The organism is Pseudomonas sp. ArH3a (assembly GCF_022648765.1).
Taxonomy (GTDB): Bacteria; Pseudomonadota; Gammaproteobacteria; order Pseudomonadales; family Pseudomonadaceae; genus Aquipseudomonas.
In genome coordinates this window covers 2,096,216-2,115,403 of the sequence record NZ_CP080330.1, presented here as the reverse complement: position 1 = coordinate 2,115,403, position 19,188 = coordinate 2,096,216, and the positions used below count along the sequence as shown (strand labels likewise).

At 59.6% G+C, this 19,188-nt stretch carries 12 protein-coding genes; 6 read left to right on the top strand and 6 right to left on the bottom strand.

Annotation, left to right across the window (positions count from 1 at the left end; all coding sequences use genetic code 11):
• The first annotated feature begins 75 nt into the window (after window positions 1-75).
• Window positions 76-1,374, top strand: coding sequence for an MFS transporter (locus K0P33_RS09515; RefSeq protein ID WP_242154983.1), 1,299 nt, complete (start codon window positions 76-78; stop codon window positions 1,372-1,374).
• Between the two features lie 1,215 nt (window positions 1,375-2,589).
• Here the strand turns inward: K0P33_RS09515 and K0P33_RS09510 are convergent.
• Window positions 2,590-4,053, bottom strand: coding sequence for a glyceraldehyde-3-phosphate dehydrogenase (locus K0P33_RS09510; protein WP_017137429.1), 1,464 nt, complete (start codon window positions 4,051-4,053; stop codon window positions 2,590-2,592).
• A 340-nt stretch (window positions 4,054-4,393) separates the two neighbouring features.
• Between K0P33_RS09510 and mfd the strand changes: the two genes are divergently transcribed.
• The 3 genes from mfd to K0P33_RS09495 are packed head-to-tail and all read left to right on the top strand — an operon-like array spanning window position 4,394 to window position 11,124.
• Complete coding sequence (gene mfd / locus K0P33_RS09505; RefSeq protein WP_094951156.1) at window positions 4,394-7,843, top strand: transcription-repair coupling factor; 3,450 nt, start codon at window positions 4,394-4,396, stop codon at window positions 7,841-7,843.
• Between the two features lie 11 nt (window positions 7,844-7,854).
• Window positions 7,855-8,424 carry a CsiV family protein gene (locus K0P33_RS09500; protein ID WP_242154982.1) on the top strand — a complete coding sequence of 190 codons (570 nt, stop codon included), beginning with the start codon at window positions 7,855-7,857 and terminating at the stop codon, window positions 8,422-8,424.
• Window positions 8,425-8,433: 9 nt separating this feature from the next.
• A complete protein-coding gene (locus K0P33_RS09495; RefSeq protein WP_242154981.1) occupies window positions 8,434-11,124 on the top strand; it encodes a DEAD/DEAH box helicase in 2,691 nt (896 codons plus the stop codon).
• 111 nt (window positions 11,125-11,235) lie between these two features.
• Here K0P33_RS09495 and K0P33_RS09490 read toward each other — a convergent pair whose 3' ends face one another.
• From K0P33_RS09490 to K0P33_RS09480, 3 genes are all read right to left on the bottom strand, one after another.
• Window positions 11,236-14,541: a DEAD/DEAH box helicase gene (locus K0P33_RS09490; protein ID WP_242154980.1), complete on the bottom strand. Its 3,306-nt coding sequence runs from the start codon at window positions 14,539-14,541 to the stop codon at window positions 11,236-11,238.
• Window positions 14,542-14,665: 124 nt separating this feature from the next.
• On the bottom strand, window positions 14,666-15,676 hold the full coding sequence (nagZ, locus tag K0P33_RS09485) for a beta-N-acetylhexosaminidase (RefSeq protein WP_242154979.1): 1,011 nt from the start codon (window positions 15,674-15,676) through the stop codon (window positions 14,666-14,668).
• Window positions 15,677-15,819: 143 nt separating this feature from the next.
• The gene (locus K0P33_RS09480; protein WP_094951161.1) at window positions 15,820-16,527 is read right to left on the bottom strand and encodes a TetR/AcrR family transcriptional regulator; all 708 of its coding nucleotides are present in this window, start codon (window positions 16,525-16,527) and stop codon (window positions 15,820-15,822) included.
• A gap of 263 nt (window positions 16,528-16,790) precedes the next feature.
• On the opposite strand from K0P33_RS09480, the gene lexA reads away from it, so the two are divergent.
• Window positions 16,791-17,399, top strand: coding sequence for a transcriptional repressor LexA (gene lexA, locus K0P33_RS09475; RefSeq protein ID WP_003172575.1), 609 nt, complete (start codon window positions 16,791-16,793; stop codon window positions 17,397-17,399).
• Window positions 17,400-17,409: 10 nt separating this feature from the next.
• Window positions 17,410-17,883: an SOS-induced cell division inhibitor SulA gene (sulA, locus tag K0P33_RS09470; protein WP_048725723.1), complete on the top strand. Its 474-nt coding sequence runs from the start codon at window positions 17,410-17,412 to the stop codon at window positions 17,881-17,883.
• A gap of 235 nt (window positions 17,884-18,118) precedes the next feature.
• On the opposite strand, the gene K0P33_RS09465 is transcribed toward sulA, so the two are convergent.
• Window positions 18,119-18,352, bottom strand: coding sequence for a hypothetical protein (locus tag K0P33_RS09465; RefSeq protein WP_053255041.1), 234 nt, complete (start codon window positions 18,350-18,352; stop codon window positions 18,119-18,121).
• A 227-nt stretch (window positions 18,353-18,579) separates the two neighbouring features.
• Complete coding sequence (locus tag K0P33_RS09460) at window positions 18,580-19,101, bottom strand: DUF6586 family protein (protein ID WP_242154978.1); 522 nt, start codon at window positions 19,099-19,101, stop codon at window positions 18,580-18,582.
• Window positions 19,102-19,188 lie beyond the last annotated feature (87 nt).

The window sequence follows — 19,188 nt, the reverse complement described above, 5'->3', positions numbered from 1 at the left end:
TATGGTTACAAAACTGCAGCAAGGACGAGTGATGACCAAGGATCACCAATAAGACAGCCAAGATGAGTGCATGACATGTCCACTACAACGGGCAAAGGCAAGGCGATTTTTCGCGTTGTCAGCGGTAACTTCCTTGAGATGTTCGACTTCATGGTCTACGGCTTCTACGCCACGGCCATTGCCAAAACCTTCTTCCCCAGCGACAGCGCGTTTGCCTCGCTGATGCTGTCCCTGGCGACCTTCGGCGCCGGTTTTCTGATGCGGCCCTTGGGCGCGATCTTCCTCGGCGCCTACATCGACCGCCACGGCCGTAAGAAAGGCCTGGTCATCACCCTGGCCATGATGGCCGCCGGCACTATCCTCATCGCCTGCGTGCCCGGCTATGCCACGTTGGGCGTGGCTGCGCCGCTGATCGTGCTGTTCGGCCGCCTGCTTCAAGGCTTCTCCGCCGGCGTCGAACTGGGCGGTGTGTCGGTATACCTGGCGGAAATCGCCACGCCGGGGCGCAAAGGTTTTTTCGTCAGTTGGCAATCCGCCAGCCAACAGGCCGCCGTGGTGTTCGCCGGTTTACTCGGCGTAGGTTTGAACCACTGGCTCAGCCCCGAAGACATGGGTGACTGGGGCTGGCGCGTGCCGTTCTTGATCGGCTGCTTGATCGTGCCGGTGATCTTCGTGATTCGCCGCTCGCTGGAAGAAACGCCCGAGTTCCAGGCGCGTAAACACCGCCCTACCCTGCAGGAAATCATGCGCTCGATCGGCCAGAACTTTGGCATCGTCATCGCCGGCATGGCGCTGGTGGTGATGACCACCGTGTCGTTCTACCTGATCACCGCCTACACCCCGACCTTCGGCAAGGCCGAGCTGCACCTGTCCGACTTCGATGCGTTGCTGGTGACGGTGTGCGTGGGCATCTCCAACTTCATCTGGCTGCCGGTGATGGGCGCGGTGTCCGACAAGATCGGGCGCAAACCCTTGCTGCTTGGGGCGACGATTCTGGCGATTCTTACGGCGTATCCGGCGCTGTCGTGGCTGGTGGTCAACCCAAGCTTCAGCCATTTGCTGATTGTGCTGTTGTGGCTGTCGTTCCTGTATGGCTCGTATAACGGGGCGATGGTGGTGGCGTTGACGGAGATCATGCCGGTGGAGGTGCGCACTACCGGGTTCTCCCTGGCCTACAGCCTGGCGACGGCGACGTTTGGTGGGTTTACACCGGCGGCCTGTACCTATTTGATTCATGTGCTGGATAACAAGGCAGCGCCGGGGATTTGGCTCAGTGGGGCAGCGATTTTGGGTTTGATTGCCACACTGGTCCTGTTCAAGGGCAATCGGCATGAACTGAGGACTGCGCAGGCTTCAGTAGTCGGTGGCGCTTGATAGAGCGCTTTCGCGAGCATAGGTATCTACGCAACTTTTTGTGTTGCGCTAAGTTTTTGACGGGGTTTTTAGGTAGATATGAGTACATATCCGTTGCTGCGGTAACGGCGGCTATTGGTTCCGCCCTTACGGCGGGTCACTTTTGGAAAAGAGCCCCAAAAGTAACCAAAAGGGCTCTTGCCCCACCACTCGGTGCCTCGCCTAGGCTCGGCATGCCAGAACGAAGGCTTGAATCCGTGGGCCGCCGCCATGGGCCATCCTTGGCCCATCGCGGCTAACCCGGCGTCCTGCCGGGTTACCCACGGATTCAAGCCTGCGTTCGGCCATCGTGGTTAACGGGGCGCCTCAGATCAAGATCAAGATCAAAAGCAAGAGCACGGCGGCCTAGTAGCCGACCTGAGTGGTAGAAGCAAAAGCAGGGCAAAAGCACAGCAGCACACTCTCTGTCTGATGTACCGAGATCCAACTGTCGGAGCGGGCTTGCTCGCGAAGGCGGTGGGTCAGTTACACATGAGCTGGCTGACCCACCGCCTTCGCGAGCAAGCCCGCTCCCACAATTTTGACCGAGTTTAGCTGCCAGCACTGCAATGCTCTGCTTTTCTGTGGGAGCTGGCTTGCCTGCGATGGCATCAACTCGGTGTACTTGATAGACCGAGGTGTCTGCATCGCAGGCAAGCCAGCTCCCACATTAGATTGAGTTCAGCCACAAAGATCAGGTCGGCTAGCAGGCCGCCTCGATTTTGCTTTTGATTTAACCACTCAGGTCGGCTACTAGGCCGCCGTGCTCTTGCTTTTGATCTTGATCTTAGGCGCCCCGTTAAACCACGCTGGCCGAACGCAGGCTTTGGAGCGGGGGTAAACCGGCAGGACGCCGGTTTAGCCGCGATGGGCCAAGGATGGCCCATGGCGGCGGCCCCGCCCAAAGCCTGCGTGAGGGCACACCGAGCCTAGGCGAGGTGCCGAGTGGTGGGGCAAGAGCCCTTTGGTTACTTTTGGGGCTCTTTTCCAAAAGTGACCCGCTGTAAGAGCGGAACCCATAGCAGCCGTTACCCAAATAACGGATATGTACCCAGCCCCCCGCGACCACAAAAGAATTCAACCCATAAAAAGATGTGTAGATACCTATGCCGCGAAGAGGCCAACCCAAACACCACAAAACCCACACCCATAAAAAAGCCCCGAACCAGTCGGGGCTTTTTCATTTACCGCAAATGCTTAGCGCGGAAACGCAGGCGGGTTAACCCCAGCCATGTCTTCCATCACGCGAACCACCTGGCAGCTGTAGCCAAACTCGTTGTCGTACCAGACGTACAGCACAACGCGGTTGTCCTGGGTGATGGTTGCCTCAGCATCCACTACGCCAGCGTGGCGCGAGCCAACGAAGTCGGTGGAGACCACCTCCTGCGAGTTAACGAAGTCGATTTGCTTATGCAGATCGGAGTGCAGCGCCATGTAGCGCAGGTACTCGTTCATTTCTTCACGGGTGGCGGCTTTCTCAAGGTTCAGGTTGAGAATGGCCATCGACACGTTCGGCGTCGGCACGCGGATCGCGTTACCGGTCAGCTTGCCGGCCAGCTCAGGCAGGGCCTTGGCAGCAGCGGTGGCAGCACCGGTCTCGGTGATCACCATGTTCAACGCGGCGCTACGGCCACGGCGATCGCCTTTGTGGAAGTTGTCGATCAGGTTCTGGTCGTTGGTATACGAGTGAACGGTTTCAACGTGGCCGTTAACGATACCGAACTTGTCATTCACAGCCTTGAGCACCGGCACGATGGCGTTGGTGGTGCAGGAAGCGGCGGACACGATCTTGTCATCAGCGGTGATTTCGCCGTGGTTGATACCGTGAACGATGTTCTTCAGCTTGCCTTTGCCAGGCGCAGTCAGCACAACGCGGTCGATACCCGGGCAGGCCAAATGCTGGCCCAGGCCCTCGGCATCACGCCATACGCCGGTGTTATCCACCAACAGAGCGTCCTTGATGCCGTACTGGGTGTAATCCACCTCAGCCGGGTTCTTCGCGTAGATCACCTGGATCAGGTTACCGTTGGCGGTGATGGTGTTGTTTTCTTCGTCGATGACGATGGTGCCGTTGAACGGACCGTGTACCGAGTCGCGGCGCAGCAGGCTGGCACGCTTGGTCAGGTCGTTCTCGGCGCCTTTACGCACCACGATGGCACGCAGGCGCAGGCCGTCGCCGCCACCGGTTTTTTCGATCAGGATGCGTGCCAGCAGGCGGCCGATACGACCGAAGCCGTACAGCACAACATCGGTGCCTTTACGGGCAGCAGCGTTTTGCTGGCCAACTACATCGGCCATTTCTTCACGCACGAACTGCTCGGCGCTGCGGCCGGCACCTTCTTTGCGGAATTTGTAAGCCAACTTGCCCAGGTCTACCGAGGCCGCGCCGAGCTTGAGCTCGCTCATGGCTTTGAGCAGAGGGAATGTTTCGTGGACGGAGAGTTCGCTGTCGTCGGCAGAACGATGGCGAGCAAAGCGATGCGCCTTGAGAATCGCGATGACTGATTGGTTGATCAGGCTGCGGCCATAGATCGAGCTCACCACATTGTTATTGCGGTACAGCTGACCGATAAGCGGAATCATCGCTTCAGCGAGCGCTTCACGGTCGATCCATTCACCAAGACACTGGTCGGGCTTCTGAGTCACGGGAACCTTCCACATGTAGGGGCAGAAAAAAGGGGCTACATTATGTCGTCCGACCGCCCGTTGAGCAATGCGCCAACCACAACAAAAAGCCCTTGCAAAAAAATACCACCCCGCTACAGGCCAGGAAACACGCGGGTTCCAGAAGGCCACCAATGGCGTCGCGCCGCCAACTTGTCCGTAACCCTCCGAAATATCCGTGCTAAATGGCACTACATATTGAGTCAAAACACGCCATTGTTTGTCTTAGCCACTACATTTCCTACAAACCGTAATAGGCACAGTCAGCAACTGACAGGCGGCACCTAGGGCCGTTACAATTACCGACTTTGTCGCAACGCTTGGAGCTCAACCTTCCGTGCCCGTTCTGCGTCTACCGCTTCTCCCTGCCGCGGCAGGTAAACAGCACTGGGGCAACCTGCCCGGTGCCGCCCTGAGCCTGGCCATTGCCGAGGCTGCCAGCGCAGCCAAGCGCTTTACCCTGCTGCTCACCGCCGACAGCCAAAGCGCCGAGCGGCTGGAGCAGGAGCTGAGCTTCTTCGCCCCCGATTTGCCGGTGCTGCATTTTCCCGACTGGGAAACCCTGCCCTACGATCTGTTCTCGCCGCACCAGGACATCATTTCCCAGCGCATCGCCAGCCTGTACCGCTTGCCGGAACTGGCCCACGGCGTGCTGGTGGTGCCGATCACCACGGCCCTGCATCGCCTGGCGCCGACCAAGTTCCTGCTGGGCAGCAGCCTGGTGCTGGATATCGGCCAGAAGCTCGACGTGGAACAGATGCGCACGCGCCTGGAAGCCAGCGGCTACCGCTGCGTCGACACGGTGTACGAACACGGCGAGTTCGCCGTGCGCGGGGCGTTGATCGACCTGTTCCCGATGGGCAGCAAACTGCCGTACCGCATCGACCTGTTCGATGACGAAATCGAAACGCTGCGCACCTTCGACCCAGACAACCAACGCTCCATTGATAAAGTGGACTCGATCAAGCTGCTGCCGGCACGGGAATTCCCGCTGCAAAAAGACGCGGTCACGCGCTTCAAGGCACGCTTTCGTGAACGCTTCGACGTGGACTTCCGCCGCTGCCCGATCTTCCAGGACTTGAGCAGTGGGATTACACCGGCCGGTATCGAGTACTACCTGCCGCTGTTCTTCGACGAAACCTCCACGCTGTTCGACTACCTACCCCAGGACACCCAAGTGTTCTCGCTGCCGGGCATCGAGCAGGCAGCGGAAAACTTCTGGAACGACGTGCGCAACCGCTATGAAGAGCGCCGCGTCGACCCATCGCGGCCTCTGTTACCGCCTGCCGAGCTGTTCCTGCCGGTGGAAGACTGCTTCGCCCGCCTGAAAAACTGGCCGCGCGTGGTCGCCAGCCAACAGGACGTGGACGCCGGCAGCGGCCGCGAACGCTTCCCGGCAGGCACACTGCCGGACTTGGCGATCCAGGCCAAAGCCACGCAACCGCTGGAAGCGTTATCCAACTTCCTCGGCGACTTCCCTGGCCGCGTGCTGTTTACCGCCGAATCCGCCGGCCGCCGCGAAGTGCTGCTGGAGTTGCTGGAACGCCTGAAGCTGCGCCCGAAAACCGTCGACAGCTGGCCGGATTTTGTCGCCAGCAAAGAGCGCCTGGCGATCACCATTGCGCCGCTGGACGAAGGCTTGTTACTGGATGACCCGGCCTTGGCGTTGATCGCCGAGAGCCCGCTGTTCGGCCAACGCGTGATGCAGCGCCGTCGCCGTGAAAAACGCGCGGACGCCAACAACGACGCAGTGATCAAGAACCTGACCGAGCTGCGCGAAGGCGCGCCGGTGGTGCATATCGACCACGGCGTGGGCCGCTACTTGGGCCTGCAGACCCTGGAGATCGACAACCAGGCCGCCGAATTCCTCACCATGGAATACGCTGAGGGCGCCAAGCTCTACGTGCCGGTGGCCAGCCTGCACTTGATCGCACGCTACACCGGCAGCGACGACGCCCTGGCGCCGTTGCACCGCCTGGGCTCCGAGACCTGGCAGAAAGCCAAGCGCAAAGCCGCCGAGCAGGTGCGCGACGTCGCCGCCGAATTGCTCGACATCTATGCACGCCGCGCAGCCCGCGAGGGTTACGCCTTCGCTGACCCGAAAGCCGACTACGCCACGTTCAGCGCCGGCTTCGCCTTTGAAGAAACCCCGGACCAGCAAACCACCATTGAAGCGGTGCGCGCTGACATGCTCGCGCCCAAGCCGATGGACCGCCTGGTGTGCGGCGACGTGGGCTTCGGCAAAACCGAAGTGGCCATGCGCGCCGCCTTTATTGCCGTGCATGGCGGCAAGCAGGTAGCGATTCTGGTGCCGACCACCCTGCTCGCCCAGCAGCATTACAACAGCTTCCGCGACCGCTTCGCCGACTGGCCGGTGAGCGTGGAAGTGATGAGCCGCTTCAAGTCCGCCAAGGAAGTGAATGCCGCCGTCGCCGACTTGGCGGAAGGTAAAATCGACATTGTGATCGGTACCCACAAGCTGCTGTCGGACGATGTGAAGATCAAAAACCTGGGGCTGGTGATCATCGACGAAGAACACCGTTTCGGTGTGCGCCAGAAAGAACAGCTGAAAAACCTGCGCAGCGAAGTCGACATTCTTACCCTCACCGCCACGCCGATTCCGCGCACGCTGAACATGGCCGTGTCGGGCATGCGCGACCTGTCGATCATCGCCACGCCACCGGCACGGCGCTTGTCGGTGCGCACGTTCGTGATGGAGCAGAACAAAAGTACGGTCAAGGAAGCGCTGTTGCGTGAACTGCTGCGCGGCGGTCAGGTGTACTACCTGCACAACGACGTGAAAACCATCGAGAAATGCGCCGCCGACCTCGCCGAATTGGTGCCGGAAGCGCGCATTGCCATCGGCCATGGGCAGATGCGTGAACGCGAACTCGAACAGGTGATGAGCGATTTCTACCACAAGCGCTTCAACGTGCTGATCGCCTCGACCATCATCGAGACCGGCATCGACGTGCCGAGCGCCAACACCATCATCATCGAGCGTGCGGATAAGTTCGGCCTGGCGCAGTTGCACCAATTGCGCGGCCGGGTTGGGCGTAGTCACCACCAAGCCTATGCCTACTTGCTGACGCCACCGCGCCAGCAAATTACCGGCGACGCTGAAAAGCGCCTGGAAGCCATCGCCAACACCCAGGACCTCGGTGCCGGTTTTGTACTGGCCACCAACGACCTGGAAATCCGTGGCGCCGGCGAACTGCTCGGCGACGGCCAGAGCGGGCAGATCCAGGCCGTGGGCTTCACCCTTTATATGGAAATGCTCGAGCGCGCGGTAAAAGCCATCCGCAAAGGCGAACAACCGAACCTCGATCAACCCTTGGGTGGCGGCCCGGAAATCAACCTGCGCTTGCCGGCGTTGATTCCCGAAGACTACCTGCCGGATGTACATGCGCGGCTGATCCTGTACAAGCGCATTGCCTCGGCCACCGACGAAGAGGGCCTCAAGGACCTGCAAGTGGAGATGATCGACCGTTTCGGCCTGTTGCCGGAGCCGACCAAGAACCTGGTGCGTCTGACCCTGCTCAAATTGCAGGCCGAGCAGCTTGGAATAAAGAAAGTCGATGCCGGGCCGCAAGGCGGGCGTATCGAGTTCGAAGCGCAAACGCCGGTGGACCCACTGGTGCTGATCAAGCTGATTCAGGGCCAGCCCAACCGCTACAAGTTCGAAGGGGCTACGCTGTTCAAATTCATGGTGCCGATGGAACGTGCCGAAGAACGCTTTAATACATTAGAGGCGCTGTTTGAGCGCCTCATTCCGAAATCTGCTTGAAGGACGCCCCAATGCGCCTGTTCCGCATTTTGAGCTTGTTGTTGGTGGTCGTTGCTCCTTCGGCGTTTGCCGACAGCCCGTACCTGGTGGAAATGGTCCTGGTGCGCCAGAACGCCGAGCCGGTGATCACTAGCCGCGCCGCGCCGGAAAACTGGGACGCCGGGGCACCACGGCTGCCGGCGGACAAAATGAGCCCGCCACGGCTGGGCAACATCGTCGACAAACTCAGTGCCGACAACAGCTATACCGTGCTGCTGCACCGCGCCTGGGACCAAAACCTGGGCGAACAACCGGTGAAGCTGGCCATTACCGACGGCCAGGAGCAATTCGGCCAGTTCCCCATCGAAGGCACGCTGAACCTGCAACTGGGGCGCTTTACCGATATCGACGCAAACTTCTGGATCAACCAGTTCGACGCCAACGGCAGCGTCATTGCCAGCGAACACCTGAGCCAGCAAGACGTGCGCACCAAAAACAACCAGCTCAACTACCTCGACGGCGGCCACTTGGCGCTGCTGATCAAGATCACCTCGCTGACCGCCAAACCACCCAGCGCACCACCGCCCGACATTCAGGACTGATCCAGCGCCATGCCCCTGACGTCGTCGTTGACCAAACCCCTGGCCCCTTCGTGGGCCAATCGCTTTAAAGAGCAAAGCCTTGAGCGCGGGCGCCGCTACGCCCTGGAAAACCGCGTGCGCATCGTCGAGTCTGGCGACAGCACCATCATTGCCAGTTGCGAAGGCTCGGGCGGTAACGTTTACCGGCAAACCATCTCGCTGCGCGAATCCGCCAAAGGCATGCTGATTCTGGTGGACAGCCGCTGCACGTGCCCGGTGCACACCAACTGCAAACACATCGCGGCGGTGCTGCTCAAGGTCCAGGAAACCCTGGCCTACCCGGCGGCCGCCCAGGATGCCGAGCTGCTGGAAAAACTCCAGGCCGTGCTGGATAACCGCGTGGTGCTGCCGCAGGTGGTGATGGAGGATGTGCGACCGGTGCCGCGCCTGTGGCTGGCGAGTGTCGAGTTCAGCGCGTTTGAACCGCGCAATGGCAAAATGCAGCGCTACATCCAGCACCGCGCAGCGTTGTCGTTCAATTACCTGGGCAACTATGTCAGCGGGCAAAAAAACGCCGACATCGTCGTGCGCCAGGAGACCCAGAGCCTGCGCATCAAGCGCCATCCGGAGTTGGAACAGCCGTATCGCGAGCAACTGCGCCTGCTCGGCTTCAAGATCGCCACGCGCCAGAGCAAAGCGTTGCCGGAAAGCGCCGGTGAACTGTTCGAGATGGTCAATGACAGCGCCTGGCTGAACTTCACCCTCAACGCATCGCCGACCCTGCGCGTCGAGGGCTGGGAGCTGCAGATCGATGAGGATTTCGGTTTCGACTTGAGCACCGTCGATGACTGGTACGCCACCGTCGATGAAGGCCCGGAGCGCGACTGGTTTGACCTGGAATTGGGGATCATCGTCAACGGTGAGCGGCTGAGCCTGTTGCCGATCCTGTTGAACCTGATGCGTTCGCACACCGAGATCCTCAACCCGGAAAAACTCGCCCGGCGTCGCGATGACGAGCTGATTCTGGTGAACATCCCCGGCCTGCCCAACGGCCACGGCCCGCTGCAAGTGGCGCTGCCCTACGGTCGCTTGAAACCGGTACTGGCCACCCTTGGCGAGTTTTACCTGCAGGAACCCGGCAACACCACGTTGCGCCTGGCCAAGGCCGATGCGATTCGTCTCAACCCGCTGGAAGACCTGCCGCTGCAATGGGAAGGCGGCGAGAAGATCCGCAACTTCGCCCAGCGCCTGCGCGACATCAAGGGTTTCACCTGCGTGGCGCCCGAAGGCTTGAACGCAACCCTGCGCCCGTATCAGCTCGAAGGTTTGAGCTGGATGCAGTCGCTGCGCCAGCTTGATGTCGGCGGGATTCTCGCGGATGACATGGGCCTGGGCAAAACCCTGCAGACTCTGGCGCATATTCTCAGTGAAAAAATCGCCGGGCGCCTCGATCGGCCGTGCATGGTGGTGATGCCCACCAGCCTGATCCCTAACTGGCTCGACGAAGCGGCGCACTTCACCCCGCAGCTCAAGGTGCTGGCACTGTACGGCGCGACGCGTAAGAAACATTTCCAGAACTTGCAGGACTATGACCTGCTGCTGACCACCTACGCGCTGCTGCCCAAAGACATCGAGCAGCTCGCCGCCCTGCCCTTGCACGTGCTGATCCTCGATGAAGCGCAGTACATCAAGAACCCCAACAGCAAGGCCGCCCAGGCCGCGCGCGAGCTGAACGCGCGCCAGCGCCTGTGCCTGAGCGGCACACCGCTGGAAAACCACCTGGGCGAGTTGTGGTCGCTGTTCCACTTCCTGCTGCCAGGCTGGCTGGGCGACGTGAAAAGCTTTAACCGCGATTACCGCGTGCCCATCGAAAAACGCGCCAGCGATGTGCGATTGCAGCACCTTAACGGTCGGATCAAACCCTTTCTGCTGCGCCGCACCAAGGAACAAGTGGCGACGGAATTGCCGCCCAAGACTGAGATCATCCATTGGGTCGACCTCAACGAAGCCCAGCGCGATGTGTACGAAACCATGCGCCTGGCCATGGACAAGAAGGTGCGCGACGAGATCACCCGCAAGGGCGTGGCGCGCAGCCAGATCATCATTCTTGAAGCGCTGCTCAAGCTGCGCCAAGTGTGCTGCGACCTGCGCCTGGTCAACGATGCCACCCTGCCCGCCCGTGGCAGCAGCTCGGGCAAGCTCGACAGCCTGATGGAAATGCTCGAAGAACTGTTTGCCGAAGGGCGCCGGATTTTGCTGTTTTCCCAGTTCACCTCGATGCTGAGCCTGATCGAAGTCGAACTGAAAAAACGTGGCGTGGACTACGCGCTGCTGACCGGCCAGACCCGCGACCGACGTACCCCGGTGAAAGACTTCCAGAGCGGCAAGCTGCAGATTTTTCTGATCAGTTTGAAGGCGGGCGGTGTGGGGTTGAACCTGACTGAGGCCGACACGGTGATCCACTATGACCCGTGGTGGAACCCGGCCACGGAGAACCAGGCGACCGACCGGGCTTATCGTATTGGTCAAGAGAAGCCAGTGTTCGTCTACAAGATGATTGCACGGGGTACGGTGGAGGAGAAAATCCAACACCTGCAGAAGGAAAAGTCAGACTTGGCAGCCGGTGTGCTGGATGGGCGTACGACAGGGGATTGGCAGTTGGGCAATGACGATATTGAGGCGTTGTTTGCGCCGTTGCCTAACAAACAAGAGAAGCGTTGACCTTCAGATCGCTATCGCGGGCAAGCCCGCTCCCACATTTAATCGCGTACATCGCTTGGAATGCGATCGAATGTGGGAGCGGGCTTGCTCGCGAAGGGCGCGCCACGGTTTTCAGCCTGGCAACGGCGCAAACAGCGCCTCGATATCCCGCTGCTCCAGCTTCCACCCGGCACTGGCGCCGCCTTCAAGAACCCCATCGGCCAACGCTGCTTTTTCCAACTGCAACGCCTGGATTTTCTCCTCCACGGTGCCGCGCGCAATCATCTTGTACACAAACACCGGCTTGTCCTGCCCAATGCGATAAGCCCGGTCGGTCGCCTGGTTCTCCACCGCTGGGTTCCACCATGGGTCGTAATGAATCACCGTGTCGGCCGCCGTCAGGTTCAAGCCCGTGCCACCGGCTTTCAGGCTGATCAGGAACAACGGCGTCTTGCCGTCCTGGAAGTCCTTCACCGGAGTGCGTCGGTCAAGGGTGTCACCGGTCAGTATCGAATACCCAATCTCACGCTGCTTCAACTCTTCTTCAATCAGCGCCAGCATCGAAGTGAATTGCGAGAACAGCAAAATCCGTCGCCCTTCACTGAGCAACTCCTCCACCATCTCCATCAAGCTACCCAGCTTGCCGGTGCCGGCCTTGGCCGCTTTAGAAACCGGGGCAGACTTTACCAGGCGTAAATCGCAACACACCTGGCGCAGTTTGAGCAACGCTTCAAGGATGATGATCTGGCTGCGGGCCACACCGTGGCGGCTGATTTCATCGCGCACCTTTTTATCCATGGCCACACGTACGGTTTCGTACACATCCCGTTGCGCATCATTCAACTCCACCCAATGAATAATTTCAGTCTTGGGCGGCAACTCAGTGGCGACCTGCTCCTTCTTGCGACGTAACAGAAAAGGTTTGATACGCGCTGTGAGGTGCTGCATACGATGTGCATTCGCGTGTTTTTCGATGGGCGTGCGGTAATCCCGGTTGAAGGTTTTACTGTCGCCCAGCCATCCCGGCAGCAGAAAATGAAACAGCGACCACAGTTCGCCCAAGTGGTTTTCCAGCGGCGTGCCTGAAAGACACAGACGTTGATCGGCCTCTAATTGCCGGGCAGCCTGGGCGGCCTTGCTGTTGGGGTTCTTGATGTTTTGCGCTTCGTCGAGGATCAGCATGCTCCAGCGTTTAGGCTGCAAGACGTCAAGATCGCGTGGCAACAACGCATACGTGGTGAGCACCAGATCGTAATCGCCCAAACGCGTGAAATCGTTCTGGCGTTGCGCGCCATGCAGGGCCAGCACCTTGAGCTGTGGGGTAAAACGCGCGGCTTCATCCAACCAGTTAGGGATCAGGCTGGTGGGCATCACCACCAGCGCAGGGGTTTGCAATCGGCCGGCCTGCTTTTCACAGAGTAGATGCGCCAAGGCTTGCAAGGTTTTGCCCAGCCCCATGTCATCGCCAAGAATCCCGCCGACGCCCAGCTCTCGCAGGGTTTGCATCCAATTCAGGCCTTCGAGCTGGTAGCCACGCAGTTCGGCATTCAAGCCCTGGGGAGCCGAGACTTGCACATGGGTCGATTCCTTGAGGCGCTTGGCGAAATGCCGCACGCGCTCACCACCCTGCCAGATCAGAGGAATACCGTCCAAATCACTGAGACGGGCTGCATCAGGGGCACTCAATCGCAGCTTGTCGCTGCCGGGGTCGCGTAGATACAGGGCACCTAACGTCGCCATCAGGGGTTTGATCCGACCATAAGGCAGAGCGACCTTAGTACGCTCGCGAGTCCCCAGGCTTACGAGCACGCGCTCCTCGTCAGCGCGTTCAATCATGTAATCGGCGTCGAGCAGTTTGGGCTGACGAGCCATTAATTCCAGCACAATGGGTAGCAGGCTGTAGCGCTGGCCATTGACCTCGATCCCCAGCTCAAGATCAAACCACTCGTGGCCGGGAGATTCTTCGATATCGGCGTACCAATGGTCCACATCTTCCACATGGTAGTAAAAACCAGGCTGGATGCTGATATCCCACCCAGCCTTTTGAAGGGCTGGCAGATGATCCTCAATGAAGTTCAACCAGTCGTTATCGGTAGCCAGATCAAACATCTCGCCGGCGTTTTGCGCCAACGCGTGTGTTTTGCGAGTGACCTTGGCAAAACCGAGTTTGGTCAAGACTTTGCGCAAGGCTTTTTCGGCCGCAGGTTTACGCTGGATACGCTGGGTTTCGGTACCGCTCAGCAACCGTATCTCAGCGCCGCCCTTGTCGCTGGCCAGGCTATCGCCATAGCGATAAGCCAACGCGGCACGGTGTTCAAACGTCGGCATTGGCCTGCGAAACTCTGCGCTATAAGCATAGGTTTCGTCGCTGCCCAATGACAGGCACGCCTGGGGCTCGAGCGTATCGACCACTCGCTCGGTCAACGCACGCGGCGGCGGGATCGCGGCGCCCACGGCACTGATGCGATGACTGAATAACGCGACCTGGTTTTCCGGAATCTCGGGCAAGCTGGACAGGTGAATAGCCAGGCGATCATCCATCTCATACTCAAGCGGCCCCAGCTCCATGTTATCCAAGTTCAAATAATGAAGCGGCTTGAGTGGTAAGACCTCGTGCAACAGTAGATCGTCGCTTAGCCATTGCGGTCGATAGCTACCGTCTGGCTGCACGGCCCAATTGAAGCGGGCGACACGCGTGGGACCTGGGTTGAGCGCCAATTGGGCATCAAAGTCCACGAATAACCGCTCGGTTTTGAGCGCCAGTTTTAGAATTTCGGCGCCGTCCTCGCCCTCCAGCGCAAAACTGCTGCCGTAGCGACCGTACGCTCGCCCAAGCATAAGAAGCCGACAGATGCGCTTGTCCACATCGAGCATATAACCGGGCGCACGCGCCAGGGTTTCATCGAGCGAGTACAGCGCCTTGATTTCGCTATAGCCGCCCTTTTTCAGGGTGCGTGCCCGGAAGACCGCCAGCGACCAACGGCTTGAGTAGGCGTCGGGACTGAGCTGGTACAGCAAACAGGTGTTGCTGCTTTTGGGTAACGACTCAATCTCTGGCGTCGCGGCGGGCATGTTGTTAAGCCATTGCTCGATCTGCGGGCTGAGGCGATCACTAGGTGCCTTGGGCTCATCCAGCTCGTCCGCCAGTGCAAGGACTCTGAATAAAACGGCGGCGGCGTGTTTGCAGTCCACCCCGACCGGGCAAGAACACACGCAATCGATATCAGCCCAATGCGGGTCGTCCTTGGCGACCAGAGAGATCACCAACGAATAGATACTACCGCCAGAACCTCTGCACCTTGCGAGCAGTCGCTGTGTCCCGACCTCCAAGACTTGGACGCGGTCTTCGGCCACATAGTCAAAACCACGATCAAGTGTGCGAGGGGTGAAATTCTCTTGCCAGTCCAGACCAGCAAGACGCGTCAATAGGCTATTCATGGGGACTCAATTTACGCCAAGCGTGGCCAAAATAAAGACGGTTACTTCCTGCCTACGAGTACGAATAAGCGGCAACTGAATTCCGATATTTCCGACGTTTTTTGCTCTTAACAAACACGTCTTGTCACTCGATCAACTGAGCATCCCGCAACGCAGTAAGCGCTGTCAGCCAACGCGGATCCTGCTTGTAGTCCGTCGAAGCAATCGCCTGCCCACGCATCCGCGCAATCCGCGCCGAAGGGGTGACCTTCATGCGCTGTGCCGCGCTCAGTGCCAGCTCAGCAGCCGCACGATCGTTACACACCAACCCCATGTCGCAACCGGCCGTCAGCGCCGCTTCAATCCGGCTGGCCGCATCCCCAACCACATGCGCCCCGGCCATGGACAGGTCATCGCTGAAAATCACCCCATCAAACTGCAACTCGCCACGCAGAATGTCCTGCAACCAGCGGCGCGAGAAACCAGCCGGCTGGGCATCAACCTGCGGGTAGATGACGTGCGCAGGCATTACGGCGGCCAATTGCTTGCTCAGGCGTGCGAAAGGCACCAGGTCATTGGCGCGAATCTGTTCCAGGCTGCGTTCATCATTGGGAATCGCGACGTGGGAATCCGCCTCGGCCCACCCGTGGCCTGGGAAGTGTTTGCCGGTGGCAGCCATGCCGGCGCTGTTCATGCCGCGCATGAATGCACCGGCGAGCACAGCGGCGCGCTCGGGGTCGCCTTCAAAGGAACGGGTGCCGACCACGGCACTGCGCTGGTAGTCCAGGTCCAGTACCGGAGCGAAGCTCAGATCAAGGCCGACCGCCAGCACTTCTGTGGCCATGATCCAGCCGCACTGCTCGGCCAGGTATTCGGCATTCGGGTTATCTGCCAACGCGCGCATGGCCGGCAGGCGCACAAAACCTTGGCGCAGACGTTGCACGCGACCGCCTTCCTGGTCGACGGCCAGCAGCAAGTCGGGACGCACCGCACGAATCGCCGCGCTCAACTCGCGCACCTGGCGTGGGTGCTCGATATTGCGCGCAAAAATGATCAGGCCGCCCACTTCAGGCTGACGCAACAGGTGGCGATCCTCGGCCGTCAGCCAGGTACCGGCAACGTCGACCATTAAAGAACCTTGCAGGGCTGCAGTCATAAACCTTCCTTAAATAACGCACACAACCCGTTGCCCTCACGTGGCGCGATAAGCGCAGCGAGCACAACGGGTTGCGAGTAAATAGCTGAAATCGGCATGGCAGCTAGCTTAGCGGATGCAAGCGGCCGCGCACACCCGGGCGATCATGCCTTGGCAGTGGCCGGCGTGGATTTGCTGCGGGGGCGCAATTGCGCAGCAGCCATGGCTTGGTCGGTGACGCCGGTTTCGGCGCGCATGCCGGCGGCAAGGAACGGCACCATCAGGCGCATCACCTGCTCTATCGAGGTGTTGACGCCGAAATCGGTCTCGGCAATCGCACGCAAGGCTTTGATGCCGGACATGCTGAACGCGGCAGCACCGAGCATGAAGTGCACGCGCCAGAACAGTTCGATCGGTGGAATACGCGGCGCAGCTTCGTTGACCAGCAACATGTAGCGACGGAAAACTTTGCCGTACATGTCTTCCAGGTAACGCCGCAAGTGACCCTGGCTCTGGCTGAAGGCCAGGCCCAGCAAACGCATGAAGATCGACAGGTCATTGCCGCTACGCGGTTGAACCACCAGCGCTTGCTCAACCAAGATTTCCAGCAATTCTTCCAGGCTCGGCTTGTTATCAGGCTTGGTCTGGCGGCGCTCCAACTCACGGTCGAGGCTGGCGCAGAACGGCCCCAGAAAGCGCGAGAACACCGCCTGGATCAGGGCTTTTTTCGAGCCGAAATGGTAATTCACTGCGGCGAGGTTGACCCCAGCCTTGCTGGTGATCAGCCGCAATGAAGTTTCAGCAAATCCTTTTTCCGCGAACAATTGCTCGGCAGCATCGAGAATGCGTTCAACGGTTTCCGACTGGGCCATGGCTACTCCGCCTGACAAACACTTGTTTGAAACATACGTTTCAGGGTGTGTCTTGTCAAGCCTGCGAGTCCGTTTTCCGGCCGGGCAGTCATCTATTTCATCGCTATTTAATCACATCCTTCTCGCTCTGTAGGCAGCGCTGTCTCTGCCTTGTAGGACGGGTGGCGAATGACCGTCCAGCGGAGTGCTAAAAAAGGATGATTGCCAAGCGCAGTTCACTGTATATAATCCCAGTCACTGTATAAAAAGACAGAGCGATCAACATGCTAAAACTGACGCCACGCCAAGCTGAGATTCTGGCTTTTATCAAGCGCTGCCTCGATGACAACGGCTACCCGCCGACCCGAGCGGAAATTGCGCTGGAGCTGGGGTTCAAATCCCCCAACGCCGCTGAAGAACACCTCAAGGCCCTCGCCCGCAAAGGCGCGATCGAGATGACCCCAGGTGCGTCACGCGGTATTCGCATCCCTGGCTTCGAAGCCAAGGCCGACGAGTCGACCCTGCCGATCATCGGTCGCGTCGCCGCCGGTGCGCCGATCCTGGCGCAGCAGCACGTCGAGGAGTCCTGCAACATCAACCCGACCTTCTTCCATCCGCGTGCCGACTACCTGTTGCGCGTACACGGCATGAGCATGAAGGACGTGGGCATTTTCGACGGTGACCTGCTGGCCGTCCATACCACTCGTGAAGCCCGTAATGGCCAGATCGTCGTCGCGCGTATCGGCGATGAAGTCACCGTAAAACGCTTCAAGCGCGAAGGCAGCAAGGTCTGGCTATTGGCCGAGAACCCTGAGTTCGCCCCGATTGAAGTGAACCTGAAAGATCAGGACCTGGTGATCGAAGGCTTGAGCGTCGGCGTCATTCGCCGCTAAAGGAGGCACCATGCAGCTCGTGCACACCCCACAACACACACAACTGTCGCTGTTCGAGGCCTTTATGGCCCAACCCCTTGCGCCCATCCTCAAGGAAACGGTCGAGGCCCCGTGGGGCTCCGAACCTGAGGCGTTCAGTGAACTGTCGTTGCGCGGTGCAGCCGGGAGCTGCCTGAGCCTACTGGCGCCGATCCTTCGCGAACTGAGCGAGGAGCAGGACGCGCGCTGGCTGACGCTGATCGCCCCGCCCGCCAGCCTGACCCAGGCCTGGCTGCGGGACGCCGGCCTCAATCGCGAGCGCATTCTGTTGCTGCAGCCGCGCGGCATGCAAAGTGCCCAGCAGTTGACCTGCGAAGCCTTGCGCCTGGGCCGTAGCCATACGGTGGTGAGTTGGTTGAACCCGTTGAATGCTACAGCCAAGCAACAACTGATCAGCGCCGCACGTACGGGCGATGCGCAGAGCTTGAATATTCGGTTGGGGTAATAGGATGTGCGCAGGCTAGCCCTGTGGAGGGGCTTTTGTGGCCTGCATGCTTGTTGTGGCGAGCGGGCTCGCCCCGCGCTGGGCTGCGAAGCGGCCCAAAACCAAGCACCGTGGAATACCTGATGTACCGCGTCAAACCTATTTGGGGCCGCTTCGCAGCCCAACGCGGGGCAAGCCCGCTCGCCACAGAAGCCCGCCTGCTGCAGCAACAAGCCCGCTCACTATTATCACAAACTCAGTGAAGAACCCGCGGCCCGTCGTCCTTCTCCGGCTCGCCTTCTGCCAGGCGACCGGCCATCTGCACACCGACGCTCAACATGGCTTTTGCTACTTCCACGTGCTGGCCTTGCAGGAACGCTTTTGCGTCTTCGGAAAAATCCAAAATTACTAGAGAACCCTCGTCCTCAGCCCGGCGCAGCTCAATTCGGCCGTCAGGCAGTTCAACAATTTCCAGAAAGGACGTTGGCATAAAAGTCTGTTCTCCACGAAAGGCCGGGATTATATCAGTCATCCACTCAGCCTCGGTGAGGATCTGAACAGGTTTCTTTACGGCTTGATGAATGGTGCTCTCGGGAACACGCCTATCAATGTGGGAGCTGGCTTGCCTGCGATAGCGGTGTATCAGCCAATGACCCGCAAACTGACCCACCGCTATCGCAGGCAAGCCAGCTCCCACATTTGCTTAGTGCAAACCTCTCAGCACTCGTTCAAGCCTTCGCGAAACCGCAGCGCCATCTTCTTCAGCTCCTGACGCCAGCCCTCCAGCTCTTCGCGGCTCAATGGCTTGGGCTCATCTTCTTCCAGGGCAACGGCCACGATCAGCGGCTGTGTCACATCCCCCTTGGGCACATGAGGAACGCGTGGCGGCTGGAACATGTCGGCATGCGCCTTGAGCAGGCGGGCAATCCAACTGTCAGGGCTCTGGGCCATTTCCACCAGCTCGGCCAGCTCAGGAATCGCCATGCTTTCCAGCACGCCGCGGTTCACGATCATCTCTGCACGGGGCGCACCGGCCTGGGGCAAGCGGTAGAACCCGGCAATTTCATGGCACAGGCCCAGCAGGGCACCGTACAGGTGGAACAACGCCGCCTCACGCCCGGCCTGGACCAGCGCGATGGCATTCATCTCCTTCCCTTCCTCGGCACGGCCAAGGGCCTCCAGGGACAAACCCGCGAAGTAAATTTTCTGATTGGTACGGGTATAGAGTTCGTTGGCCATAACGGCAGTCTCCACAACGAAATAAGCATGGTGCTGGCTGAACAGTGTCACGGATCAGCCAAGTTTCCTGCAAGCGCAAAAAAAGGC